General features: G+C 46.1%; 19 protein-coding genes. 16 read left to right on the top strand and 3 right to left on the bottom strand.

Annotated elements, in window-relative coordinates; translation table 11 throughout:
• Nucleotides 1-338: 338 nt before the first annotated feature.
• From OCV88_RS12860 to OCV88_RS12830, 7 genes are all read left to right on the top strand, one after another.
• Nucleotides 339-1,508: a galactokinase gene (locus OCV88_RS12860; RefSeq protein ID WP_470253769.1), complete on the top strand. Its 1,170-nt coding sequence runs from the start codon at nt 339-341 to the stop codon at nt 1,506-1,508.
• 178 nt (nt 1,509-1,686) lie between these two features.
• Nucleotides 1,687-2,460 carry an ABC transporter ATP-binding protein gene (locus OCV88_RS12855; RefSeq protein ID WP_158425841.1) on the top strand — a complete coding sequence of 258 codons (774 nt, stop codon included), beginning with the start codon at nt 1,687-1,689 and terminating at the stop codon, nt 2,458-2,460.
• The gene (locus OCV88_RS12850) at nt 2,450-4,522 is read left to right on the top strand and encodes an ABC transporter permease (RefSeq protein ID WP_158425840.1); all 2,073 of its coding nucleotides are present in this window, start codon (nt 2,450-2,452) and stop codon (nt 4,520-4,522) included. Before OCV88_RS12855 ends, OCV88_RS12850 begins: the two co-directional genes overlap by 11 nt.
• 48 nt (nt 4,523-4,570) lie before the next feature.
• Nucleotides 4,571-5,257, top strand: a complete 687-nt coding sequence (locus OCV88_RS12845; RefSeq protein ID WP_158425839.1) for a response regulator transcription factor — start codon at nt 4,571-4,573, stop codon at nt 5,255-5,257.
• Nucleotides 5,247-6,278, top strand: coding sequence for a sensor histidine kinase (locus tag OCV88_RS12840; RefSeq protein WP_158425838.1), 1,032 nt, complete (start codon nt 5,247-5,249; stop codon nt 6,276-6,278). The genes OCV88_RS12845 and OCV88_RS12840 overlap by 11 nt, the downstream gene beginning before the upstream one ends.
• Nucleotides 6,279-6,342: 64 nt before the next feature.
• Nucleotides 6,343-7,491, top strand: a complete 1,149-nt coding sequence (locus OCV88_RS12835) for an exonuclease SbcCD subunit D (RefSeq protein WP_158425837.1) — start codon at nt 6,343-6,345, stop codon at nt 7,489-7,491.
• Between the two features lies 1 nt (nt 7,492).
• Nucleotides 7,493-10,687 carry an AAA family ATPase gene (locus OCV88_RS12830; RefSeq protein ID WP_158425836.1) on the top strand — a complete coding sequence of 1,065 codons (3,195 nt, stop codon included), beginning with the start codon at nt 7,493-7,495 and terminating at the stop codon, nt 10,685-10,687.
• A 98-nt stretch (nt 10,688-10,785) separates the two neighbouring features.
• Here OCV88_RS12830 and OCV88_RS12825 read toward each other — a convergent pair whose 3' ends face one another.
• Nucleotides 10,786-11,373, bottom strand: a complete 588-nt coding sequence (locus OCV88_RS12825; protein ID WP_158425835.1) for a Crp/Fnr family transcriptional regulator — start codon at nt 11,371-11,373, stop codon at nt 10,786-10,788.
• Nucleotides 11,374-11,698: 325 nt separating this feature from the next.
• Here OCV88_RS12825 and citF point away from each other — a divergent pair, with 325 nt between their 5' ends.
• The 9 genes from citF (at nt 11,699) to OCV88_RS12780 (ending at nt 21,621) form a co-directional block, all read left to right on the top strand.
• Nucleotides 11,699-13,267, top strand: coding sequence for a citrate lyase subunit alpha (citF, locus tag OCV88_RS12820; protein WP_158425834.1), 1,569 nt, complete (start codon nt 11,699-11,701; stop codon nt 13,265-13,267).
• Nucleotides 13,268-13,327: 60 nt separating this feature from the next.
• Complete coding sequence (locus OCV88_RS12815; protein WP_158425833.1) at nt 13,328-14,227, top strand: HpcH/HpaI aldolase/citrate lyase family protein; 900 nt, start codon at nt 13,328-13,330, stop codon at nt 14,225-14,227.
• Nucleotides 14,228-14,245: 18 nt separating this feature from the next.
• Nucleotides 14,246-15,451: a M24 family metallopeptidase gene (locus tag OCV88_RS12810; protein ID WP_158425832.1), complete on the top strand. Its 1,206-nt coding sequence runs from the start codon at nt 14,246-14,248 to the stop codon at nt 15,449-15,451.
• Nucleotides 15,452-15,588: 137 nt separating this feature from the next.
• Nucleotides 15,589-16,665, top strand: coding sequence for a TRAP transporter substrate-binding protein (locus OCV88_RS12805; protein ID WP_158425831.1), 1,077 nt, complete (start codon nt 15,589-15,591; stop codon nt 16,663-16,665).
• 30 nt (nt 16,666-16,695) lie between these two features.
• Nucleotides 16,696-17,199 (top strand): TRAP transporter small permease, encoded by a 504-nt coding sequence (locus tag OCV88_RS12800; protein WP_158425830.1) that lies wholly within the window; start codon nt 16,696-16,698, stop codon nt 17,197-17,199.
• Entirely contained in the window at nt 17,196-18,491 is a 1,296-nt protein-coding gene (locus tag OCV88_RS12795) for a TRAP transporter large permease (RefSeq protein WP_158425829.1), read from the top strand. The genes OCV88_RS12800 and OCV88_RS12795 overlap by 4 nt, the downstream gene beginning before the upstream one ends.
• 12 nt (nt 18,492-18,503) lie before the next feature.
• Nucleotides 18,504-19,487, top strand: coding sequence for a D-2-hydroxyacid dehydrogenase (locus OCV88_RS12790; protein WP_158425828.1), 984 nt, complete (start codon nt 18,504-18,506; stop codon nt 19,485-19,487).
• Nucleotides 19,488-19,514: 27 nt separating this feature from the next.
• Nucleotides 19,515-20,456, top strand: coding sequence for an NAD(P)-dependent oxidoreductase (locus OCV88_RS12785; protein ID WP_158425827.1), 942 nt, complete (start codon nt 19,515-19,517; stop codon nt 20,454-20,456).
• Nucleotides 20,457-20,469: 13 nt separating this feature from the next.
• Entirely contained in the window at nt 20,470-21,621 is a 1,152-nt protein-coding gene (locus tag OCV88_RS12780) for an NAD(P)-dependent malic enzyme (RefSeq protein WP_158425826.1), read from the top strand.
• A 101-nt stretch (nt 21,622-21,722) separates the two neighbouring features.
• Here OCV88_RS12780 and OCV88_RS12775 read toward each other — a convergent pair whose 3' ends face one another.
• Nucleotides 21,723-21,911: a ferredoxin gene (locus tag OCV88_RS12775; RefSeq protein ID WP_158425825.1), complete on the bottom strand. Its 189-nt coding sequence runs from the start codon at nt 21,909-21,911 to the stop codon at nt 21,723-21,725.
• 2 nt (nt 21,912-21,913) lie between these two features.
• Nucleotides 21,914-23,470: an FAD-dependent oxidoreductase gene (locus OCV88_RS12770; RefSeq protein WP_158425824.1), complete on the bottom strand. Its 1,557-nt coding sequence runs from the start codon at nt 23,468-23,470 to the stop codon at nt 21,914-21,916.
• Nucleotides 23,471-23,520: the final 50 nt, after the last annotated feature.

The following is a 23,520-nucleotide window of genomic DNA, read 5'->3' as shown; positions in this document are numbered from 1 at the left end:
AGGAAGATTACTAACCGCTTTTGTTTATATTGTTATTATATGGCAGAGATGTGAGCAAAGTTTGTATAGATTCTGAAGAAATTTTGAAGAACTGTTAGAAAAATATGAACTTACTAAAGGAAGTATAAACTTTGCATCATTTTTGAAAACTTTCGGGAAGGTTTTTCGGGGCAAAGAATCTTACGGACGGATAAAACAGAGAATCGAATGCATTATTTTGGGTAAATACAGGACAAAAAACAGGATGTCAGGTATAATGTCTGTTAGAAATATATCAGGCTGAAGTCCGCCTGAATGGCAGGCCATATAGGAAAAGAAAGAGAATGGAGGAGAAGCAGTTGAGAGAAAAGCTGACAAGCCGGTTCCAGCAATTATTTGGACCAGAGGGGGAAATTAAGGCATATTTTGCACCGGGCAGAGTAAATCTCATTGGTGAACATACAGATTATAACGGAGGTCATGTTTTTCCCTGTGCGCTGACGATTGGTACTTATATGATTGCAAGATTGCGTACAGACCATAAAATCAGATTTTATTCTGAAAACTTTAAAGAACAGGGTGTAATTGAGGCAGATATCCGGAAGCTGGAAAAAAAGGAAGAAGGCTGCTGGACCAATTATCCAAAAGGGGTTATGTGGGCACTTATGCAGAAGGGATATGTATTGGAACGGGGATTTGATATTTTGCTGTATGGCAATATTCCCAATGGATCAGGTCTTTCTTCTTCTGCATCGGTGGAACTGGTGACAGCGGTTATGCTCTGCGATATGTTTGGGTTTGCTCAGCTGACCATGACAGATCTGGCATTGCTGGGGCAGTTTGCAGAGAATCAGTATAATGGGGTAAACTGCGGAATTATGGATCAGTTTGCCATTGCCATGGGGAAAGCAAAACACGCTATTTTTTTGGATACCGCTTCACTGGATTATCAATATGTTCCGGTAAAATTAAAGGATGCCAGAATTGTAATTGCCTGCAGCAATAAAAAGAGAGGGCTTGGAGAATCCAAATATAATGAACGCCGGAAGGAATGTGAAAGGGCCTTGCAGCAGATTCAGACAGTGCAGGATATCAAAAGTCTTGGGGAGCTGTCGGCAGATGAGTTTGAAAAGATTCAGGATGTGATTACAGATCCGGTCTGCCGCAGACGGGCAAAACATGCAGTGTTTGAAAATCAGCGCACGATTCAGGCGGTTGATGCATTAAAGGCAGATGATATAGAGGCTTTTGGGAAACTGATGAATGAGTCCCATATTTCTCTCAGAGATGACTATGAGGTGACGGGAAAGGAGCTTGATACTCTGGTGGAAGCTGCCTGGGAGTGTGAAGGTGTGATTGGTTCCCGGATGACGGGCGCCGGTTTTGGGGGATGCACAGTCAGCATAGTAAAGGAAGACGCCATAGATACTTTTATAGAAAAAACAGGCGGCAGATATCTGGAACAGATTGGTTATAAGGCAGATTTTTATGTGGTAGATATTGGAGCCGGAGCCGGGGTTTTGATATAAAGTTTACACGTGTATTGGAAATAACACCGGAAAATGTCAGACAGATAATTTAGAGAAGAATCAAGACTGCCGTGACCACTGTCAGAAAACCTTTCAAAAGCTGTAAGTATTATTTCGTTTTGGTCCGTGATAGAATCTTTACAGAAAGTAACATTAGTAAAGCTGGGAGGTAATTCATATGGACACGATTCTTGAAATAGAAGCTCTGAAAAAATATTACGGGAAATCCAAAAACCAGACAAAAGCTCTAGACGGGATTTCTTTTCGGGTAATGAAGGGAGAGTTTCTGGGGATTATGGGCAGCAGCGGCTCCGGAAAATCGACGCTTTTAAATTGTATTGCTACCGTTACACGGCCTGACGGAGGAGAAATTCTGCTGCGGAACCGGCAGGTACAGGAGTTAAAGGGAAGAGAGCTTGCCCAATACAGAGGGAAAAAGATCGGTTATCTGTTTCAGAACTTTGAACTGCTGGATCATATGACAGGCAGGGAAAATATTCTAATTCCCCTGTCACTGCACAATGTAGATGAGACGGAGAGCCGAAGCCGCCTAAAGCAGCTGGCCGGCTACCTGGAAATTACGGATGTGCTGGATAAATTTCCTTCCCAGATGTCCGGCGGACAAAAACAGCGTGTAGCAGCGGCAAGGGCCTTGATTTTAAATCCCGAAATGATACTGGCCGACGAACCTACCGGGGCGCTGGATTCTAAAAATGCCAGAACTCTGATGGAAAAAATGGAAGGTCTCAATCAGGATGCCGGGGCTACCATTTTAATGGTAACTCATGATACCAATGCGGCAAGTTACTGCAGACGGATTTTGTTTATTCAGGACGGTCTGATCTTTCATGAACTCCGCAGAGATATTCCCAGGGAAACCAGGCAGGAATTTTACCAGAGGATTTTAAAAGTGATGGCTCAGCTGGGAGGAGGCAGTGAACATGTTCTTTAAGATCGTCTCCAAAAACAGCAGAAGAAGCCGAAAGGAAAACGGCTTGTTTTTTGCTTCTCTTCTGATTTCAGTTATTGCCTTTTATATGATATTGTCTATGTCCGGACAGGATGTGATGCTGTTTTTAAAAGATATGGAAAGCGATGCAGTCAACCGGCTGCTGTCTTTGATTCCGGTGTTTTACGGGATGACACTGGTGATATTGTTTTTTCTGATTTATTATGCCAGTAAATTTCAGCTGGAGCGGCGCAGACATGAGTTTGGCATGTACCTGATGCTTGGAATGCGGCGGGGAAGGCTGTTTGCCATGCTTTTGGCAGAGGATATCCGAAACAGTCTGACAGCGCTGTTAATCGGCCTGCCGGCTTCGGTGCTGCTTTCTGAGGTTGTCAGCCTTGTAACGGCCAGATGCGTCGGCCTTGGCATTATCGGGCATCAGTTTTCCTTTTCTTTGTATGCGCTGGTATGGACTGTGGCAGGATTTCTGGCTGTAAAGACAGCAGCATTTTTAATTCTCAGCGGAAGAATCAGCCGGCAGGAAATTGATACGCTGCTTCGTGAGATGCCGGAGGGAACGAAAAAGCAGCGGGCCCCGGTTGTTTATATTTTAGCTTTTACCGGCGGGGTTATCTGCCTGGGGGCTGCATATACTATGGCTATCCGGGGAACGTCCTGGCAGCAGGCCGGAAATATGGGATTGACACTGCTTCTTGGATTTGCCGGTACACTTCTTTTGTTTTACGGTCTTCGTTCTGTTATCGTATTGTTTATTAAGACTAAGAATGCCGGCCATAAACTTAAAATGTTTAATTTCCGCCAGCTGCAGGAAACGGTGATTCATAAATCAGCAAGCCTTGCGGTAAGTTCTCTTCTGATTCTGGCCGCACTGTGTTTTTTTGGGGCCGGCACGGCTGCTGCCGGGTATTACAGAAATTCAGAACCTCATGTGCTGGATTATACATTTCAGAACTATGAAGAGGAAGATGCCGGGAAGGGAGCAGAGGCAATACGGAAAACACTGAAAGCATATCATTTAGATACAAAGTTTTCGGATTTGATTGAAATGAAAGTGGGTTATATCCGTACCACAGAAGATTTTGAACATGCGTTTGCTATGGATTCCTGCTTAGACGCAATCAGAAAACTGCCTCAGTCGGAGAGCAAAGACAGGCTGTTGAACAACTTAAGCTACACAGGCTATCCATATCTGATTTCTTTAAGCGGTTATAATCAGCTGTTGAGAGCGGCGGGAGAACCGGAGTTAAAGCTGCAGAAAAATGAAGCAGCGGTTTATATGGACAGTCGGTTTCTTCCTGAGGAAGCGGCCGGTATATTAAATAAGATACTAAAAGAACAGCCCAGGACTTCTCTGGACGGAGCTGATCTTTATCTTACCGGGAAGGTGCAGACAACAGCGCTGGTTACTGATCGTTCTATTACACTGTCATTTGCATTAATTCTGCCGGATGATGTGTTTTCTTATTATACAAAGAATCAGTATAATATTTATCTAAACGGGATTTTGGACCGGGAAGGCAGGGAAGAAACCAGTCTGATGAATGCTATTTATGATATGAATCAAAAACTGAGCCAGACAGGTCTGGCTTATGAAAGCTACCTGCAGAATATGGGACGGCAGCTGTTTTATGTTGTGGCATCCGGTTATATTACCATTTATCTGGCAATTATATTTCTGATTGTAGCCAATACCGTGATAGGTGTTCAGTTTTTAATGGGACAGCAAAAGACTGCCGGCCGTTATAAGACGCTGATACGTCTGGGCGCTGCTTATGATACTTTGTGCGGGTCTGCGAAACGGCAGATTAACTGGTATTTTGGTCTCCCCACAATTGTTGCTGCAGTCAGCAGCCTGTTTGGAGTAAGAGCATTGTTTTCGGGGCTGCTCTCAGGCAGTGTAAAGGGCAGTATCCAGGAATTTATGCTGGTGTCCCTTGTTATGATTCTTGTATTGTGTGTAGTAGAATGTATTTACATGGCAGCGGTGAAGCGTTCCGCCTGCAGATACCTTCTGACATTGATGGAACCTCAGAGGGAAGAATAGCGGGACCGAGAGATAGAAGCAGAGGAAGTAAAAGAGGAAGTGCAGAATATGAAACGGATTGCAGTTGTAGAAGATGAACCACTGATGCGGGAAGAACTTGCAGATTTGTTAAAACGGGCAGGTTATGAGGTAGAAGAAATCAGCAGTTTTGATGATGCTGCCGGCGTGCTTTTGCAGCTTCCTCTGGATCTTGTTATTCTGGATTTGAATCTGCCGGGAACAAACGGATTTTTTATCTGCCGGGAATTAAAGCAGAAAAGTTCTGTGCCGGTGCTTGTGCTGACATCCAGAGATCAGATGAGGGATGAGCTTTCAGCGCTTAAGCTGGGCGCCGATGAATATCTTACAAAGCCATGCAGAAAGGAGCGGCTGCTGGCCAGAGTTTCTAATGTGTTAAAAAGATATGAAGGACGCAGAAATCTTTTAGAAGGACCGGGTTTTTTGCTGGACCGGCAGACCTATACGCTGTATGTAAACGGCAGTTCTGCTATTCTGCCAAAAAACCAGGGGAAGCTGCTGGAAACTTTGATTTCCCACGCAGATGAAATTGTTTCCAAAGAAGAGCTGTGTGTATGCCTGTGGGGAACGTCAGAATTTATTGATGAAAATGCACTGCAGGTAAATCTGACCCGGTTAAAGAAAACCATGGCGGGACTGCAGATGGAGCTGCGGATCAGTCCAGTCCGCGGGCTTGGTTACCGTTTGGAGACGGAGGTGAAACCATATGAGACATAAGATGCAGATTTTATACCGATATCTTCCATGGCTGTCGGCTTTGCTGGCCGTGGACGGGCTGTCGGTTCTGTTATTGTGGCTGGCGGATGCAAAAGCCTTTCGGGCTTTATCTGCGGTTGTTCTTCTGGCCAGTCTGTTTTTATTTGGCGCTGTTGTCTGGATTCTTATAGTGAGAGAGCGAAAACAGATGCAGGCTTTTGAGGCTTTTTTACTGGCGCCGGATGAGTATCATCAGGAGAAGCTGATAAAAACATTGGGCGTTTCAAGAGCAGATGGCGTTCTTATGCTGGGAACGGCGCTTAAAGAACGTCAGAGTGCCTGCAGCAAAGCGGAAGAAGCGCTGAAAGACTATGAGGAGTATGTGGAATCATGGGCCCATGAAATTAAAGCGCCTTTGTTTTTATTAACGCTGCTGTTGGATAACCGGCGGGATGAAATTTCCGGGCCGGTTTCTTTTAAAATTGATTATGTCCGCAGCCGGATACAGGAATTTGTGAATCAGATGCTTTATTACGCGCGGCTTAAGGGAACCCAGAAAGACTATTTGTTTGAATGGGTTTCCCTTTTGTCATGTATAGAAGAGGTATTGGGGGATTACCGCCCGCTGCTAAAAGAAAAGAAGTTTCGGATAGATCAGCAGGTGCCGGCCTGCCGGGTATATACAGACAAAAGAGGGCTGCGTTTTATTCTGGCTCAAGCGATAAGTAATGCAGTAAAATATAGTGGCAAAAATCCAAGGCTTTCTATTTCCTGGGCAGAAGGAAAAGAAAACAGTTTGCTTTCCATCAGGGATAACGGTATCGGTGTGAAAGCCTGCGATCTGCCCTATATTTTTGAAAAAGGATTTACCGGTGATACAAAAGGCGGACGAAAAAAGGCCACCGGCATGGGGCTTTATCTTGCAAAGAAAATGGCGGATGATCTGAAACTGACAGTAGAAGCGGGCTCTGAATGGGGCTGTGGTTTTGAACTGACTCTTACATTTCCAAAAGTTGCGGAACAGGGAAACCGTGAGTCTTAAAAAAGAACAGGACATATAAGGAGTATGACTGCAGATACAGAATGGTAGCAAAGGAGTAAAAAGCGTGAAGTTTTTTCATTTATCAGATTTACATATTGGATTAAAGCTGATTAACCGGGATTTGAAAGAAGATCAGCAGTATATTTTAGAACAGATTGTGAAAGCGGCGGCTTTGGAAAAGCCGGAAGCAGTGGTGATTGCCGGAGACATATATGATAAGGCTGTTCCGTCCGCGGAGGCTGTAGAAGTATTTGACCGGTTTGTTTCAGATCTGGCAGAGGCAGTTCCAGAGGCTGTGATAATGATGATCAGCGGCAATCATGACAGCGCTCCCAGGGTAAACTGTTTTCGGAAAGTGCTCTTAAGACAGAAGCTTTATATGATTGGAACCCCGCCCCGGACCAGGGAGGAACATATAGAAAAGATTACGTTAAGGGACCGTTTCGGTGCAGTTCATTTTTATCTGCTTCCTTTTGTAAAACCATCCATGGTGAAAAACGTTGTAGGAGTGGATGAAAACGGAAATAATTTTTCCTATGAAGAAACCCTGCGCCGTCTGATTGACCGGGAGGCCATTGCAGAGGATGAGAGAAATGTGATTGTCAGCCATCAGTTTTATCTGCCTGCCGGAACGGATGCCCGGGATGTGGAACGGATGGATTCTGAAATCCGGACGGTGGGAAATATTGATGAGATCTCTGCTAAAGTTCTGGCTCCTTTTGATTATGCCGCTCTGGGACATATTCATAAACCTATGAAGGCAGGCAGTGAATATGTGCGCTACTGCGGGACGCCTCTGGCCTGTTCTGTCAGTGAGGCTGGCCAGGAAAAGGGAATTATTGTTGTGGAAATGCAGGAAAAGGGCGTGATTCAGACACGGATTCTGCCACTGATACCCCTGCGGCAGGTGCGGGTGATAAAGGGTACCTTAGAAGAGGTGGAAATGCAGGCCTGCGGGGATTATGTCACAGTCATTCTTACAGATAAAGTGGACCGGGATGTTATTGATCTGCGGGAACGGCTCCGGGAGGCATTCCCTTATCTTCTGGAAATCCGCAGGGAACATCAGAGAAAGGCGGATATCAGCCAGCCGCTGACAAAAGAGCGGATTTTGGATCCGTATGAGCTGTGCTGTTCCTTTTTGCCAGATCTGGATGAAGAAGAGAAAAAACTGCTTCTTGATGTGATTCACACCGTTGGGGAGGTGAAATAGAATGAAACCGCTGAAGTTAACGATGCAGGCCTTTGGCTCTTACGGGACAAAGACAGTTGTGGATTTTGAGAAACCTAATCAGAATCTGTTTTTGATTACCGGGGATACCGGAGCCGGAAAATCTACCATTTTCGATGCTATTGTATTTGCATTGTACGGGGAAGCAAGTTCTAATGCCAATAAAAAAGAGGGAATTGTTCTGCAGAGCCAGTTTTCAGATCTGGATCTTGAGCCTTTTGTGGAACTTACCTTTTCAGAAGGAGACGGAAGCGGCCAGAGGGAATATACGGTCCGCCGGGTGCCTCGTCATGAAAAGCTGTTGAAAAGGGGGAGCGGCAAAGGAACCGGAACAAGAGAGGTTTCCGGTTCTGTGACGTTGTTTTTGCCGGATGGCTCTGAGTATCCTCAGAAAGAAGCGGGAAAAAAGATTGAAGAGCTGGTGGGGCTTACCAAGGGGCAGTTTATGCAGGTGGCCATGATTGCCCAGGGAGAGTTCATGGAGCTTCTCAGAGAAAAGACAGATAAGAAAAAAGAGATTTTCCGAAAGCTGTTTGGAACAGAATTATTTGCGGACATTGTGGAAGAGCTGGGAGGCCGCAGAAGAAAGAAGGAGAAAGAGCTGGCGGTGGTGAAAACCAGATGTCAGACGAAAGCCGCATCTGTTTTGATTCCGGATGCCTATGCAGGGGGAGATACGCTTGCCGGTTTAAAGCGCCGGATAGAAAAGGACGGAGATCTGGTTGTTATAGAGCCGTTTCTGGAAGAACTAAACCTTTTATGCCAGGAAATGTCTGCAGAGTGTGAAAACCTTACGGAGGAATATAATCAGGCCCAGATTCTTCGGGACAGTAAAAAGGAAGCCCAGGTTCAGGCCAAAAACCTGGAAGAGGCATTTGCACAGCTTGATCTGGCCAGAAAACTTCTTGAAGAGTGTCAAAGTCTGGCCGGGGACATGGAGGAGACAAAACAATTAATTAAAAAACTGCAGGATGCTTATGAAATAAAGGAACGATATTACAATTTTTCCGAAGCTCTAAAGAAAGTGAAAGAAACTGACCGGGAGCTTTCAGAGCAGAAAGATCAGTTACCGAAGCTGAAACAGGAACTGAAACAGGCGGAGGTATCAGAAACAGAGGCCGGAAATCAGTTTCAAAAAGATCTGGGAGAATATCATAAAGTCTGTGAAAAGGTTAAGACGGCCCTGAAAGTTTTTGAAGAGATGGAAGCGGCACAGGCTGATGTATGTAAAAAGGAAGGGAAACTTTCTGTAGCAGAAAAAACAGCTAACATAAAGCAAAAACAGTTAGAAGAGAAAAAGCGGCAGGAAAAGATCTGGAGAGCCTGGGAGGAAGACCTTAAGGGAGCGCCTGCCGGACTGGAACGGCAAAGAGCGGCAGCGGATGCTGCAAAAGATCTTGTTTGTGATGTCAATGACGCACTGGCACGCCAGAAGGATGTGGCCAGCCAGCAAAATAAGGTACAGCAGGCAAGGAAGGATTATCAGGCAGCCGCAGGCATTTATGAGCAGAAAAACCGGGAATATGAACAGACCCGAAAGCTGTTTTTGGATATGCAGGCAGGGCTTTTGGCAAAAGATCTAAGGGCCGGTGTGCCCTGTCCGGTGTGCGGTTCTGTCTGCCATCCGGCTCCCTGCCGGTGGGATGAGGATACAAAGGATATCTCCAGAGAGTCCCTTGAGAAGCTGGAAAAAGAAGTACAAAATTTAAGAACCCGTCAGGAAACACTTGCAGCAGCTGCCAGATCCGGTGAAGATCTCCTTAAGGAAAAGGAGAAAAGTCTGGCAGAGGTGATACATAAGCTAACGGAAAGTCTGGAGAATCAAAATGTAGTTCTGCCGGATGGCTGGACATTAACAGAAGCCCAAAAGCAGGCTGCAGATTTAAAGCAGAAAGCTGAAGAAGAGGTATTGAGGCTTCAGAAAGATTGCGAAACACTGGAGAGGCTTCAAAAAGATCTGGAGACGGCCAGAGAACAGACAGAGGTTCTGGAACAGGAAGTAAAAAAGGCAGAGCAGGCGGTTTCAAGAGCAGCAGGAGAGTTAAAAGGAGCCGGGGCTGTTCTTGAAAATATATCCAGGTCCCCGGAATATGAGAGCCGGGAAGCTGCCCGTCAGGCGGAGGATACAGCATCTCAACAAACGGAGATGCGTAAGGAGGCTTATCAGAAGGCGCAGGCAGCAGCAGGACAGGCAAAAGAGAAGAAAGACCGGGCAGAAGCGCTGATTCAAAGGCTCTGTGAAGAACTGCCAAAGCTGCAGGAGAACTGCAGACAGAAACAGGATGCGTATGAGGCGGATTTAACAGAGAAACAGTTTAAAGAGAAGGAATGGCAGGAGCTCACAGCCCTGTATCAAAAGTCAGATTCGGAGAAATTTCAGCGGAAGCTGGAGAAATTTCAGGAAAAGCAGACAGCGGCTTTACAGCAAAAAAAATCGGCAGAAGAATTGATCAGAGACAGAGATCGCCCGAAACTTGATATGATACAGGAAGAATTTCTCCAGGCAGACCGCCGGTGGGAGCAGGCGAAAGAAGTTCTGGATCAGAAAAGCCGGGAATACCGGACAAATAAAGACGTTTATGATCAGCTGGCTTTAGAGATCAGCGGACGCAGAAAACTGGTGGAAGAACATGCAAGAATTTCCAATTTATACAATTTGACTGCAGGAAATGTGTCCGGTTCCAGAATGGATCTGGAGACTTATGTGCAGCGCTGTTATCTGGAAAAGATTTTATATGCCGCTAACATCCGGTTTCAGGAAATGTCTGCAGGACAGTTTGAGCTGCGTATGTATGATCTTAAAAAGGCTGGAGAAGGAAGAAACAAAGGGCTGGACCTGATGGTTTATTCAAACGTTACAGGGAAGGAACGGGAGGTGCGCACTCTTTCCGGCGGCGAATCTTTTATGGCGGCTCTTGCCCTGGCGCTTGGCATGGCAGATCAGATTCAGGCGGAGTCCGCAGCCATTCATCTTGACATGATGTTTATTGATGAGGGATTTGGCTCATTGGACGAGCACTCCAGAAATCAGGCGGTAAAAGTACTGCTTCAAATGGCGGAAGGATCGAAAATGACCGGGATTATTTCCCATGTATCGGAATTAAAACAGGAAATTGATAATCAGTTAATTGTAAGTAAAGATGACAACGGAAGCCATGTGAGATGGCAGATCAGCTGACGGATTGGGAAAAAGGACAATTGTAAACCTAAAAAATAACATACAATAATCGTAAACGTCTGCCTGGTAAATTTGGGCGGACGTTTTTTTTCTCTTGTTTACGAATCTTTATCAGTTTTTTTCCTGTCATAAAACCTTGGACTGTTCAGTACGCGTGTGACCTGAACGCGGGAGCAGCCGATCAAATCCGCAAGCTGTTGATGGGTAAGTTCACTATTATAGTAAGTGTGTACCCGTCCTTCGCAGTCGTCTAAAGAAACGCTTGCAAGCTGCAGCACATTGGCATGGGTCTTTCCTGCCAGCATACTTACGTACTGGCGCATGAGGCCCTGCTCTAGCACCCGGTGATAGAATACTTCAATATTACACTTATGTACGACAGTTCTATGTTTGAGGGCGATACAGGTCAGTCCGCAGGGATCTCCGTATAGCGCCTCGATCTCTCCTACAATGCTGTCGGGGTAGTGGAAGGCCACCACCTGTTTATGCCCCTGCTCGTTGGTGATAAATACTTCCACCATGCCTTCTGATACCCAGAAGACATCGGTCAGGATTTGATCTGTTGTATAGAGCGCTTCATTTTTTTTGAGGGTAATAGAAGGACATTTATAGAAAAGCTTTTCCATATTTTCTTTAGAAAAAAAGTTTCTCATATTTGTGACATTGAATGCTGATTCTTTTCCCATGGCTGCTGTCCCCTTGGTGCTGCGGTCTTTTAGCTTTAAGTATCCATAAAAATCTGTTTCAGTTTGTAGAACAATATTATTATAAAATTATAACACAGGAAAGTAAGAAATAAAATAACATTGTATGAATGGAAATCTTTATCTTTACCTCAGAACAGGAGACTGTTTCTGGGGTATTTTATTTGTGGCAAAGACCGTTTTTATATGCCGTGAAAAGGTTAAATTTGTATCACAAGTTACAGCTTTTGGAATCTGTAACTTATGATACAGATTCCAAAAATAAGGGATGTTATCATTTTACTAACAAGTGAGGAGGGAGAGCGGTATGAAAAATACAGTAGGAAGGGAAATACCGGATTGGCTGCTGCAGGAGACGGGAAAACAGGTTTTTTCCGGAGCCTATGATGACATGGGGAAAAGTCTGAAAAAAGAGAGAGACGGGATAGAAAGTCTCCATGCTGTAAAAGGAAGCGCACCAACGTCAAAGCTTGCAGATTCTATTTCAGAGGTCCTCGATAGGATTGGGCTGAAAGATGGGATGACGGTATCGTTTCACCATCATATGCGAAACGGAGACCGGGTAGTGAATCTGGTTATGGAAACGATTGCGCAAAGGGGGATGAAAGATATTCATGTGGCGGCGTCCGGGCTTTTTAAATGTCATGAACCATTAGTAAAACTGATAGAAAAAGACGTAATCACCAGGATCACTGTCAGCACCATTTCTCCGGGGCCATTAGCAAAAGCCATTACAAATGGGAAATTAAAACACCCGGCAGTATTTATGAGCCATGGGGGAAGGGCAAGAGCCATTGAAGCAGGGGAGCTGCATATAGACGCCGCCTTCATATCCGCTCCCTGCTGTGATGCATATGGAAATATGAATGGAGCCTGGGGCAAGTCTGCCTGCGGAGTCCTGTCTTATGCCTATGCGGATGCTGAGTACGCGGATCATGTGATTGCCGTTACCGACAACCTGGTAGATTTTCCGGCCTGCCCCATGGAGATTTCCCAGGAAAAAGTAGATCATGTGGTAAAGATAGAGAGTATTGGGGATCCGGAAGGAATTTCCTTTGGACCCACCAAGCCCACAACGGATCCGGAACACTTAAAGATTGCAGAAATGACGGCTCAGCTGCTGGAGAGGGCCGGATATATCAGGGATGGGATGTCCATGCAGACCGGTGCTGGGGGGATTTCCATTGCCGTGGCAGAAAAAACAGGGGCTCTTATGCGTAAAAAGCAGGTAAAAGGCTCCTTTGCCTCAGGGGGGATCACCTCTTACTTTGTACAGATGTTAAAAGAGGGATTGTTTCAGGCGCTGCTGGATGTACAGTGCTTTGATTCTGCGGCAGTGGAGTCTTATCGCACTCAGCCGCGGCATATGGCAATGAGCGCCTCCCAGTATGCTAATCCGAATACCAAAGGCTGCCTGACAGAACAGCTGGATATTATGATCTTAGGAGCAACGGAAATAGATATGGATTTTAATGTTAATGTAGTGACAGGAACAAACGGAGTGATCTTAAGCGCCTCAGGGGGAAATAATGACTGCGCTGCTGGAGCCAAGATTGCTGTAGTAGTGACAAATCTCATAAAGAGAGGCATCTGTGTGCTGCGGGAGAAGGTCACAACCGTTGTAACTCCAGGAGAGACCATAGATGTACTTGTGACAGAATACGGTATTGCTATTCATCCAAACAGGAAAGATTTAAGAGAAGCACTGAAAGATTCCGGACTTCCCATTATGGAAATACAGGAATTAAAACAAATCGGGGACCAGGAGGCCCCTGAGGTGATGGAACCTGAATTTACAGAAAAAATTGTAGGAATTGTAGAATATCGGGACGGAACCATCATCGACGTGGTGCGAAAACCCGTGCAGGAATTTTGAGACAGAATTATGATGCACAGATGCATTGTAAATAGAAAAAGAATTTGAGGAGGAAAAACGATGGCAGTTAGAAGAACAGATTTGTATTTGCCGGCAAATTCAGAAAAATTTATCCTGAAAGCGCCGGGGCTGGGGGCAGATGTAATTACATTGGATATGGAAGATGCGGTGCCGCCGGCAGAAAAAGAAGCGGCAAGGGAAATGGTCCGCAGGCATATTAAGGATATGAGCACTCACGGCTCAGAAGCATGGGTGAGAATCAATGCCTGGGACACGGGACTTACTATGGATGATCTGAATGCAGTGGTGATGAAAGGGCTTGACGGCATCACGCTGCCTAAGTGTTCCGGACCAGACGACGTTAAGAGATTGGATTTTATTGTAACAGATCTGGAAGAAAAACGAGGGCTTCCGGCAGGAGAAATTAAGCTGGCTATTCTGATTGAGACTGCGGCTGGAGTCATGAATGTAGACCGGGCTGTATTTGCCAGTGACCGGCTTGTGGCAGTGATCTTTGGCGCGGTAGACTACACCAGGGACATGCGTGTTACCAGAACAGATACTGCCGAGGAGCAGATCTATGCCAGAGCAAAAATAGCCGTGGCGGCACGGGCGGCCGGGCTTGTGGCGGAGGATGCGCCGTTCCCGTCTTATAAGGATGATGAAGCCTTTGCATATAACACAAAGACAGGAGCACAGCTTGGTTTTGAAGGCCGTCAGATCATTCATCCCAGCCAGATACCAATCGCGGAGCGCATCTATTCTCCGGATCCGGAGCGTGTGGCGTGGGCAAAAAAGGTGACAAAGGCTTTTGAAGAAGAGGGGATCGCAAAAGGTTCGGCTTCTGTGCCGGTAGATGGACAAATGGTAGATACTCCGGTATATATCAATGCCAAAAACGTCCTTGAGCGGGCCGAAGAGGTTCTTGCAAAAGACGCTTTAAAGGCAGCTTTAAAATAAAGAGAATGGAGAGGGATTATGGAATGGGTATCAGGAGTTTCAGAGGAATTTAAAACAAGAATACGGTTTCCCATGAGCGATAGGGAGATGAAACGCCGGTGGATGCAGCTGCAGACAGCCATGGAGCATCAGGGGATAGATGTGCTCATCGCACAGAACGCGGATCAGTATCTGGGAGGGTACTTCCGGTATATCACAGATCTGCCCACAGAGCAGGCCTATCCCATGAGCGTACTGTTTCCGGCAAAGGGAGAGATGACTACCATCACCAGTTCATCACCCTATGATCCGCTGCCGCCTGCCTGGTTTGGGCGGGGGATAAAGACGCGTCTGGGGGCGCCGTATTTTCGGACATTCCGATATACAGATCTGTACGATGCGAAACTGATGGAAGCATATATCTGTGATCATAATTGCAGAACCGTTGGTCTCATTGCACCATCCTTATTAAATTATCAGCTGGTAAATTATCTGAAGACATCACTGCCTAAGGTATCTTTTGTGGATGTTACAGAGATGGTGGATGAGATCAAGGCAGTAAAGAGTGAGGATGAGATACAGGCCATCCGGCGGACTGTGAAACTGCATGACCAGATACTGCAGATGGTTCCCGGAATGCTGCGGCCGGGAATGTATGAGTATGAGCTGCGGGCAGAGGTAAATAAATTTCTGATCAGCAAGGGCAGTGAAGAAAATCTGGTGATGATGGGCTCTGCACCTTCGGGAACACCTACACCTAAGCTTCACAGCTTTTATCAGAACCGGCGCATCGAGGATGGGGATGATCTGGTATTTATGATAGAAGCAAACGGACCAGGCGGCTATTATGCGGAGATTGTGCGGGGGTTCTGTATCGGGCACCAGCCGTCTAAAGAGTTGTGCCGGGCATGGGAGCTTTCCAAAGAAATGCAGGATTTTACAGCCCAGTTGGTAAAGCCGGGAGCTGACTGCGGGGAAATACTGGAGCTCTATAATAAAAAACTGGTCTCTTACGGACTGCGTCCGGAGACACGGCTGTTCGCCCATGGGCAGGGGTACGATCTGGTGGAGCGGCCGGCGTTTTTCAAGGGGGAGACTATGAAGGTAAAAGAAAATATGTTTTTTTCTATTCATCCGGAGGTGAATACCGGAAAGGCTTTTGGAAACTATTGCGATCAATACCTGGTGACTTCCAATGGGGCGGTCCGGATGGAGACGACGCCGCGAGAGATCTTTGTAGTTTAAAGAATTATGAATGGGCTCTGCACTTAAGGAGCAGTCATCCAGGGACAAAGAAAAGAGAGGCAAAAAAAGATAAGATTTTTAGGTGTATTTACACAAAACGCATCATTGCATCTGAAAAAGAAAAGGAGAAGAAAAGTATGAGAAAACGAATAATTAGTATATTGGCGGCTGGGTGTCTGTGCGGGGGCCTGCTGGCAGGGTGCGGAAGCAGCGATTCACAGAACACGAGCTCTGAAAATGAAAACAGAAAGGACGTCTCCGGAAAAGATTTCGGAGAATATTCCCCAGAAAAGCCTTTGGAATTAAAATTAAGCCATTTTGCGGCCAGTGAGGAGAACCAGCTGGCGATTCTTGCCAACACCTTTGCGGAATATGTGGAAGAAGAATCCGGCGGCAGTGTAAAAGTTACTGTTTACGGAGGCGGTACCTTAGGAAATGACCAGGAATCCTTAGATTCTGTTATTGCGGGAACATTGGACTGTGCAGTGAATAATACTCCTATCATGAGCGGATATGCTCAAGGCCTGTCCGTATTGGATCTGCCGTATCTGTTTGAGGATTATGACGATATCTACAGCTTCCTGGATTCAGAAATATGTGCGGGTATGCTGGAGGATTTTTCTTCTACAGGAGCAAAGATATTAGGGCTTCAATGTGTGGGATTTAGAAATCTGGAATCTTCAAAAGGCTTTGCAGAAACGCCGGAAGATTTGAAAGGATTAAAGATCCGGGTTACCGGTTCTGATGTCTATATCAATACATGGAACACATGGGGCGCAAGCGCACAGACCATGCCTGGAAATGAGGTTTTGACTGCCTTACAGCAGGGAACCATTGACGGCTGTGATAATGTAAACAACGTCTGCATAGCGGACGGTTATCAGCAGTATGCGGAATATATTTCTGTGATGGAATATGCGGCTCATTTTAATGGGATTACAATGAATGCGGCAAAATTTGATTCTCTTACCCCGGACCTTCAGGAAGTAATCACAAGCGCTGCAAAGAAAGCCAATCTGGAATGTACAAAAAATCTGGAGAGTAAAAATGAAGAGCAGTTAGAGGAGATGGTGGCCGGCGGCGCGCAAAAAAGCGAAAATGTAGATAAAGAGGCCTTTAAAAAAGCTTCCCAGAGCGTATATGAAGACTTTCTGAAAGAGAATGAAAAGGGAGCACAGTATTATGAATCCATTATAGAGCTGCTGGGAAAATAAGATTTTGGGATTATGAATGAGGTGTAGGTTATGAAGTTACTTCAAAAGACGAATAAGATAGTATCAGCGGCATTAAAGACAGCCCTGGTTGTTTGCTTCGCATATATGACGATTACACTATCTATGCAGATATTCGGGCGCTATCTTTTTAAGATGGGTTTTTCCTGGACAGAAGAAACGGCACGTTACATTATGATCTGGGCGGTGTTTCTGGGAGCCGCTTATATCGCATTGAATCTAGAGCATGTGAAGGTGTCGGTACTGGAAGATCTGCTGAAAAGGCAGAGGCACAAACAGATCCTGGAGCTGATTCAGCACGGGGCAGGTCTTGTATTTGTTGTTATTGTGCTCAAGTATGGCATTATGCAGATGAGTATTGCAAGCCTGTCTAAGTCTGCAAATACAGGACTCAGCATGGTATTCCCCTACCTTGTGTTCCCGGTGGCCTTTGCCCTGCTGACCTATGCATATTTTTACCGTATCGTGGATGATATTGTGAAACTTACCAAAGGGAAAGGAGGGGAAGTAAAATGACAGCCAGCATTATTATTTTCCTGGTGGTGGCACTGGTGCTTCTGCTGATCGGTGTACCCGTGGCGGCAACACTGGGGCTTTCCGCAATCCTGTTCTTTGTGCTGGAGGGCATTCCGGCTATGACCGTGGTACAGCGGCTGTTTTCCGGGTGCGACGTGACAGCGCTGATGTGCATTCCGTTTTTTATTCTGGCAGGAGATTTGATGGCTAAAGGCGGAATCGCAAAAAGGCTGGTAAATGTCTGCAATTTAGCTATTGGAAATGCAACGGGAGGACTGGCGCTGGTTACTATCGTTGTCTGCGCTATCTTTGCAGCTATGACAGGATCTGCCATGGCATGCTGTATCACCATAGGAGCCATTATGCTTCCCTATATGCTGGAGGCCGGCTACAGCAGGGAATTTTCCACTGCAGTATTTTCGGCGGGGGCGGTATTAGGACCCATCATCCCTCCGTCTACTGCGATGATTATATATGCGGTAAATACCAATGTATCCCTGACAGATTTATATTTGATGGGGGTGCCTGCAGGTATTTATATGGCTGTGGGCCTGGGGATCGTTGCCTGGTTTATCTGCCGCAGAAGGGGATGGAAGGGAATCCCTGCCGGGAAAGACGGAGTACGTGAAAAATTTCATTTGGGGACCTTTTTAAAGGCATTGCTGAAAGCAGTTCCGGCTATCGGTTCCCCAGTGATTATTCTGGGCTCCATTTATTCCGGGATTTGTACCCCCACAGAGTCTGCGGTGCTTGCGGTATTGTATTCTCTGGTTATCGGAATTTTTGTATATAAGGAAATCCGAATCAGGGATATTCCGGAAATCCTGTTTCAGTCAGCCAGAGGAACCGCCAATATTATGTTTATTGTAGCAGGAGCAGCGTTGTTTGCCTTTGTTATATCCTATGCCCAGCTGCCTCAGATGCTGGTAAATACGCTGCTTGGAGTTTCAGATAATAAATATGTGATACTGATTATTATTCTGGTTATTCTGCTGATTATGGGATGCATTATGGATGCCACTCCTATTCTGCTGATTACGATTCCGATGTTCCTGCCTGTAATCCAGCAGCTGGGAATCAGTTCACTGCAGTTTGGTATCGTAATGTGTACAGCAGTCTGCATAGGATTTGTAACGCCGCCCTTTGGGACGTGTCTGTTTACGGGGATGTCAGTATCAGGAGTATCCATGCAGAAGCTGGTGAAGGCGATTTTCCCGTTTATTATATCCATGATTGCAGTATTGCTCCTGATCACGTTTATACCGCAGCTGACACTGTGGATCACAGGTTAGAAGGAGAAAGTTATGGCAGATGTTCTAGTAATGTACAAAGAAAGTGATCTGACGCCCATGGTGATAACAAAGGAGCATATCAGAAAGATCCAGGCGTGCATAACAGGCAGGGTATACTGGTGCGGCAGTGAGGATGAGGCAATAGAGCGGGGATACGATGCGGAGGTACTGTTTCTCTGGGGAGGAAGCGGCCCTATGCCGGAACAATACTGTGCCCGGTCTGCGAATTTAAGATGGATCCAGTCTTTTTCCGCAGGAGTAAATCCTATTATGGACGGTCCCATCAGCCATCTTCCTGTGAGATTGACCAATGCGAAAGGCATCCATGGAAAAACCATGGCACTCACTACCATTGGATATATGATCAGTTTTATGCGCAATTCCCAGGAGCTTTACAGGCGGCAGATGAAACATATCTGGGATAAGAAGTTTGACATCCAGCCCCTGGAGGCAGAAGGCATGACCGTTGGAATCATAGGGGCGGGAGCCATTGGATGTGAGATTGCAAAATTATCAAAGTCCCTGGGGATGCGTGTATTGGGGGTAAAGCGGACCGTCACGCCCCTGACATATTTTGATGAGGTATTTTCCAATGAGGAGCTGGACACTGTGCTGGCGCAGTCAGACTTTGTAATTGTGGTCCTGCCTCTCACGGATGAGACCAGACATTTATTTGGGCGAGAAAAATTTAGGATTATGAAGCCCACAGCGGTTTTAATCAATATTGCCAGAGGGCCGGTGGTAAAGGAAGAGGACCTGATCCAGGCGCTGGAGTGCGGCCAGATCGGAGGAGCGGCTTTAGATACCGTTGAAGAGGAACCTCTGGCGAAAGACAGCGTGCTTTGGGATATGGAAAATGTGATTATCACCCCTCACTGTGCGGCGGACAGCAGAGCGTATATAGACCGGGCGGTCCATATGTTCTGCGAAAATCTCAGGCTGTATGAAAGAGGAAAGCCTTTGATTAATGAGATCAATATGAAAAAACGGTATTGAAGAAAGTGAAGAAGAAAGGATGTTTTTATGAAATTAGTAATCATCGAGCCGCTGGGAGTTGAGCGGGACAGACTTTTACATATGGCTCACAGTGCGCTGAAGGATTCTGTGGAAATTGTATATTACGATACCAAGACCACGGACACAGAAGAACTTATTGAGCGGGGAAAAGATGCCGAGATTATTGTTACCGCCAATAATCCCATCAATGAGCAGGTTATCCATGGATGGCGCAGATTAAAATTACTTTCTGTAGCTTTTACAGGAATTGATCATATTGCCAGGGATGCATGTGATCAAAATGGCGTAATGGTATGCAACTGTGCGGGTTATTCTACAGCGGCGGTTTCGGATCTGGTATTCGGTATGCTTATTATGCTGTACCGGAATCTGGCGGCCTGTGATCGTGAGGCAAGAAATGAAGGAACCAAGGATGGACTCATCGGATGCGAGCTGGAGGGAAAGAAGTTTGGCGTCATTGGAACAGGAGCCATCGGCAGCCGGGTTGCAGAAATTGCGGCGGCATTTGGATGCCAGGTACTGGCATACAGCCGGAGCAGAAAGGAGACGGTGCCGGTACAGTATGTTTCTCTGGATGAATTGATGGCAGAGAGCGATATCATATCTATTCATGTACCTTCCAATTCAGAGACCCGGGGGCTGATTGGAGCGGAAAAGATTGCAAAGATGAAATCCAATGCCGTATTGATTAATACGGCGCGGGGACCTGTTATAGACAGCCAGGCCCTGGTGGATGCGTTAAACAGCGAAAAAATTGCAGGTGCTTGTATTGATGTGTTTGAAACAGAACCGCCTATTTCAAAGAGCCATCCCCTGGTAACTGCTAAAAATACGGTTCTTGCTCCTCATGTGGCGTTTGCCAGCAGGGAAGCTATGATCAAAAGAGCAGTTATCGCATTTGAAAATGCAGCTAAATATCTGAACGGGACGCCTCAGAATGTAATGTAAAGGATGTGTGAAGATGACAGTCAATGAAAAAGCCCTGATGCTTCATGAACAATGGAAAGGAAAGCTGGAAATCAAAGCAAAAGCGTCCGTCAGGACAAGGGAAGACCTGGCTCTTGCTTATACGCCGGGGGTGGCCGAGCCCTGCAGAAAAATAGCGGAAGATGAGAAGCAGGTCTGCCGATATACCATGAAGGGAAATACCATTGCCGTTGTATCGGACGGAAGCGCGGTACTGGGATTGGGCAACATAGGCGCTAAAGCTGCCCTGCCGGTTATGGAAGGGAAAGCAGTGCTGTTTAAGGAATTTGGCGGCGTCAATGCGGTTCCGCTCTGTCTGGATACCCAGGATACTGAGGAGATTATCCGGGTGGTAAAGGCGGTGGCGCCTGCTTTCGGCGGTATTAATCTGGAAGACATTTCTGCACCCAGATGTTTTGAAATCGAGGAGCGGCTGAAACGGGAACTGGACATTCCGGTATTTCATGACGATCAGCATGGAACGGCTATCATAGTACTTGCCGGAATCATCAATGCCCTGAAAGTGGTGGGAAAAGAAAAGGAAGCCTGCACAGTGGTAATCAATGGAGCCGGATCCGCAGGAATCGCCATTGCCAAATTGCTCCTGAAATATGGATTTTTGGATGTATTGATGTGTGATATCCATGGAATTTTGTGCAGCAAGTCAACAGGATTAAACTGGATGCAGAAAGAAATGCTAAAGAGCACCAACAGGTCTGATAGGGAAGGAACGCTGGCCGACGCGTTAAAAGGCGCTGATATTTTCGTGGGGGTATCTGCTCCCGGGATTGTAAATAAAGAGATGGCAGCAGCCATGAAGAAAGATGCGATTTTGTTTGCCATGGCAAATCCAACGCCTGAGATTATGCCTCATGAGGCAAAAGAAGCAGGAGCCAGGGTGGTTGGCACCGGCCGCAGTGATTTTCCAAACCAGGTTAATAATGTCCTGGTATTTCCCGGAATTTTTAAAGGGGCTTTGGAAGGGCGGGCCAGACAGATTACAGATGAGATGAAGCTGGCGGCAGCCCAGGCAGTGGCGGACCTTGTGTCAGAGGAGGAGCTGAGGGAAGATTATATTCTTACGGAGGCATTTGATGAGCGGGTGCCGGAGGCAGTGAGCAATGCTGTAAAAAAATACTTATCCTAAGACTTCAAAGGGATATAAAATATTGAGAAAGGCAAAGGGAGATTTCCTTGATGGTGGAAATCTCCCTGCTTGATTTTTGTTTTCTGTATCTGAAAAAATATTTATTTTAAGCGAATAGCCGCAACGGCGCAGTCAGCTGCTGACTGTGCAGCCCGTTCTTCTAATTCCGGAGGGATTTCCTCGTACAATACATCCATACAGTGCTCTTCATAGTTTCTTTTATAGAGATCAGGATAGAGATCTTCGCAGAGACCACATCTGATACAGTAATCCGCAAGTTCAATTTTCATAATTATAACGCTCCTTTCACATATGCTGCGGCGGAGTCACCTGCCAGCATTCCTATAGGCATAGATCCAAATACAGCGCCTCCGGCATTGGAAGGCGGGTTTCCGTAAAGGCTTGCGGCTGCCATATCGCCGCCGGCAAATAATCCTTCAATTGGAAGATTGTTTTTGTCAATGACATTGGCATTTTCATCAATAGCCAGACCGCCCAGAGTGTCGTATCCACCTGAAAGGATCCGGAAGCAGTAGATATGGCCGCTTTCTTCCCGTACCGGTTTGATATATTTCGGATTGGTTTTAAAATCTTCATCTAAGCCTGTTTCAGCGGCTTTGTTGTAGCGCTCAAGGGTTTTTCTAAGCCCTTCTTCATGGATGCCCATATATTCGCAGACTTCATGGATAGTGTCGAAGTGGCACATATGCCGGTTGCCTTTTGCAATGGCTTCATCCATCTGTCCACGAATGTTCTGAATGGCTACCCCTTTAAAAATAAAGTAGACGTATCCGTCTTCTACACCTTTGCTTAAGGAGTTTGCAGTGTCTTCGTCAAATATCATGTAACAGGCCATGTTTGTGTTGTTTTCAATAATGGCCGTTGAAATGGCAGTGTGATTGCTGGCCATTTCTTCATTTATGAAACGTTTACCAAGCTCATTGACACGCAGATATGGCTGTTCTGTAATAATTTTCACCTGGTTTGCGTTCAGCCACGGGGTATTTGGTCCAATGCGGACGCCGGGATTTGGAACCTGGGGATCTGCGCTGATAACCATACCGGTTTTTTTGCCGCCGATTTCCCAGACAGCCTTCTGACCGTCGCCGTCCTGGCAGCTGTCAGGAAATGTAATTAATACCTGACCGCCATCTTTGTAGGCGTCTTCAAATTTTGTGTTGAGAACGCCTTCTTCTTTCATCATTTCTATATTGCCGCTGATGCCGCCGGATGCAACAACCAGAGCTTTGCATTTGATATCAATGGGGCTGCCGTCTTTTTCATAGGCAACTGCACCGGTGATTTTTCCGGTTTTCTCATCTCTTATAATTTTTTTAATTGGTGTTGAAAAATAAAAATCAACCCCTTGTTTTTCCAGCATAAAGCGGAGTCTTAAGAGAGCCAGAGCCATGCCGTGGCCTTTTCCGCGGCCGTTGATAAAATAGATATCTCCCACGTCCAGACCATTTGCGTGCCCCATTGTATAGCCCCGCTGATTGCCGTAGTCAGCAGGATCCCTGTTTACTACCATAGGTGCTTCGATTTTCAGTTTGTTTAAAAACAGATCTGGAAATTCGGAAGAATATTTTACCACTTTGCTGATAAGTCCCATATTGGCACTGTAGTTTGAGAAACGGGCCAGTACCTCATAAGCGCTTTTCTGTGCTTCCGGAGTATCCGGTGTGGAGCAAAAGCACATAGGACAGTTAGAAACGGCCCCTCCCTGTGCAGGATATTTTTCAAATACGGCGATCTTTAATCCGCCGGCATTTGCCAGTTTGTAAGCTGCCCCCATTCCGGCAACGCCGCTGCCCATTACTACAACATCTGCCTCAATTATTTTGTTCATATACGATCTCCTTTCGTGTAATGCTGGGATCAGTATAGCATTGAAAAGAG

The sequence above is a fragment of the Brotonthovivens ammoniilytica genome (assembly GCF_025566885.1).
Classification (GTDB): Bacteria; Bacillota; Clostridia; order Lachnospirales; family Lachnospiraceae; genus Brotonthovivens; species Brotonthovivens ammoniilytica.
Note: the sequence above shows the minus strand (reverse complement) of the source record. Positions and strands in the feature narration are given on the sequence as shown.

What these genes read in the sequence shown, in the direction of transcription:
- OCV88_RS12790 (WP_158425828.1), top strand. Translation starts at nt 18,504, where the DNA reads ATGGCAGATGTTCTAGTAATGTACAAAGAAAGTGATCTGACGCCCATG.
- OCV88_RS12785 (WP_158425827.1), top strand. Translation starts at nt 19,515, where the DNA reads ATGAAATTAGTAATCATCGAGCCGCTGGGAGTTGAGCGGGACAGACTT.
- OCV88_RS12795 (WP_158425829.1), top strand. Translation starts at nt 17,196, where the DNA reads ATGACAGCCAGCATTATTATTTTCCTGGTGGTGGCACTGGTGCTTCTG.
- OCV88_RS12845 (WP_158425839.1), top strand. Translation starts at nt 4,571, where the DNA reads ATGAAACGGATTGCAGTTGTAGAAGATGAACCACTGATGCGGGAAGAA.
- OCV88_RS12810 (WP_158425832.1), top strand. Translation starts at nt 14,246, where the DNA reads ATGGAATGGGTATCAGGAGTTTCAGAGGAATTTAAAACAAGAATACGG.
- OCV88_RS12855 (WP_158425841.1), top strand. Translation starts at nt 1,687, where the DNA reads ATGGACACGATTCTTGAAATAGAAGCTCTGAAAAAATATTACGGGAAA.
- OCV88_RS12825 (WP_158425835.1), bottom strand. Translation starts at nt 11,373, where the DNA reads ATGGGAAAAGAATCAGCATTCAATGTCACAAATATGAGAAACTTTTTT.
- citF (WP_158425834.1), top strand. Translation starts at nt 11,699, where the DNA reads ATGAAAAATACAGTAGGAAGGGAAATACCGGATTGGCTGCTGCAGGAG.
- OCV88_RS12800 (WP_158425830.1), top strand. Translation starts at nt 16,696, where the DNA reads ATGAAGTTACTTCAAAAGACGAATAAGATAGTATCAGCGGCATTAAAG.
- OCV88_RS12830 (WP_158425836.1), top strand. Translation starts at nt 7,493, where the DNA reads ATGAAACCGCTGAAGTTAACGATGCAGGCCTTTGGCTCTTACGGGACA.
- OCV88_RS12780 (WP_158425826.1), top strand. Translation starts at nt 20,470, where the DNA reads ATGACAGTCAATGAAAAAGCCCTGATGCTTCATGAACAATGGAAAGGA.
- OCV88_RS12775 (WP_158425825.1), bottom strand. Translation starts at nt 21,911, where the DNA reads ATGAAAATTGAACTTGCGGATTACTGTATCAGATGTGGTCTCTGCGAA.
- OCV88_RS12815 (WP_158425833.1), top strand. Translation starts at nt 13,328, where the DNA reads ATGGCAGTTAGAAGAACAGATTTGTATTTGCCGGCAAATTCAGAAAAA.
- OCV88_RS12770 (WP_158425824.1), bottom strand. Translation starts at nt 23,470, where the DNA reads ATGAACAAAATAATTGAGGCAGATGTTGTAGTAATGGGCAGCGGCGTT.
- OCV88_RS12850 (WP_158425840.1), top strand. Translation starts at nt 2,450, where the DNA reads ATGTTCTTTAAGATCGTCTCCAAAAACAGCAGAAGAAGCCGAAAGGAA.
- OCV88_RS12840 (WP_158425838.1), top strand. Translation starts at nt 5,247, where the DNA reads ATGAGACATAAGATGCAGATTTTATACCGATATCTTCCATGGCTGTCG.
- OCV88_RS12805 (WP_158425831.1), top strand. Translation starts at nt 15,589, where the DNA reads ATGAGAAAACGAATAATTAGTATATTGGCGGCTGGGTGTCTGTGCGGG.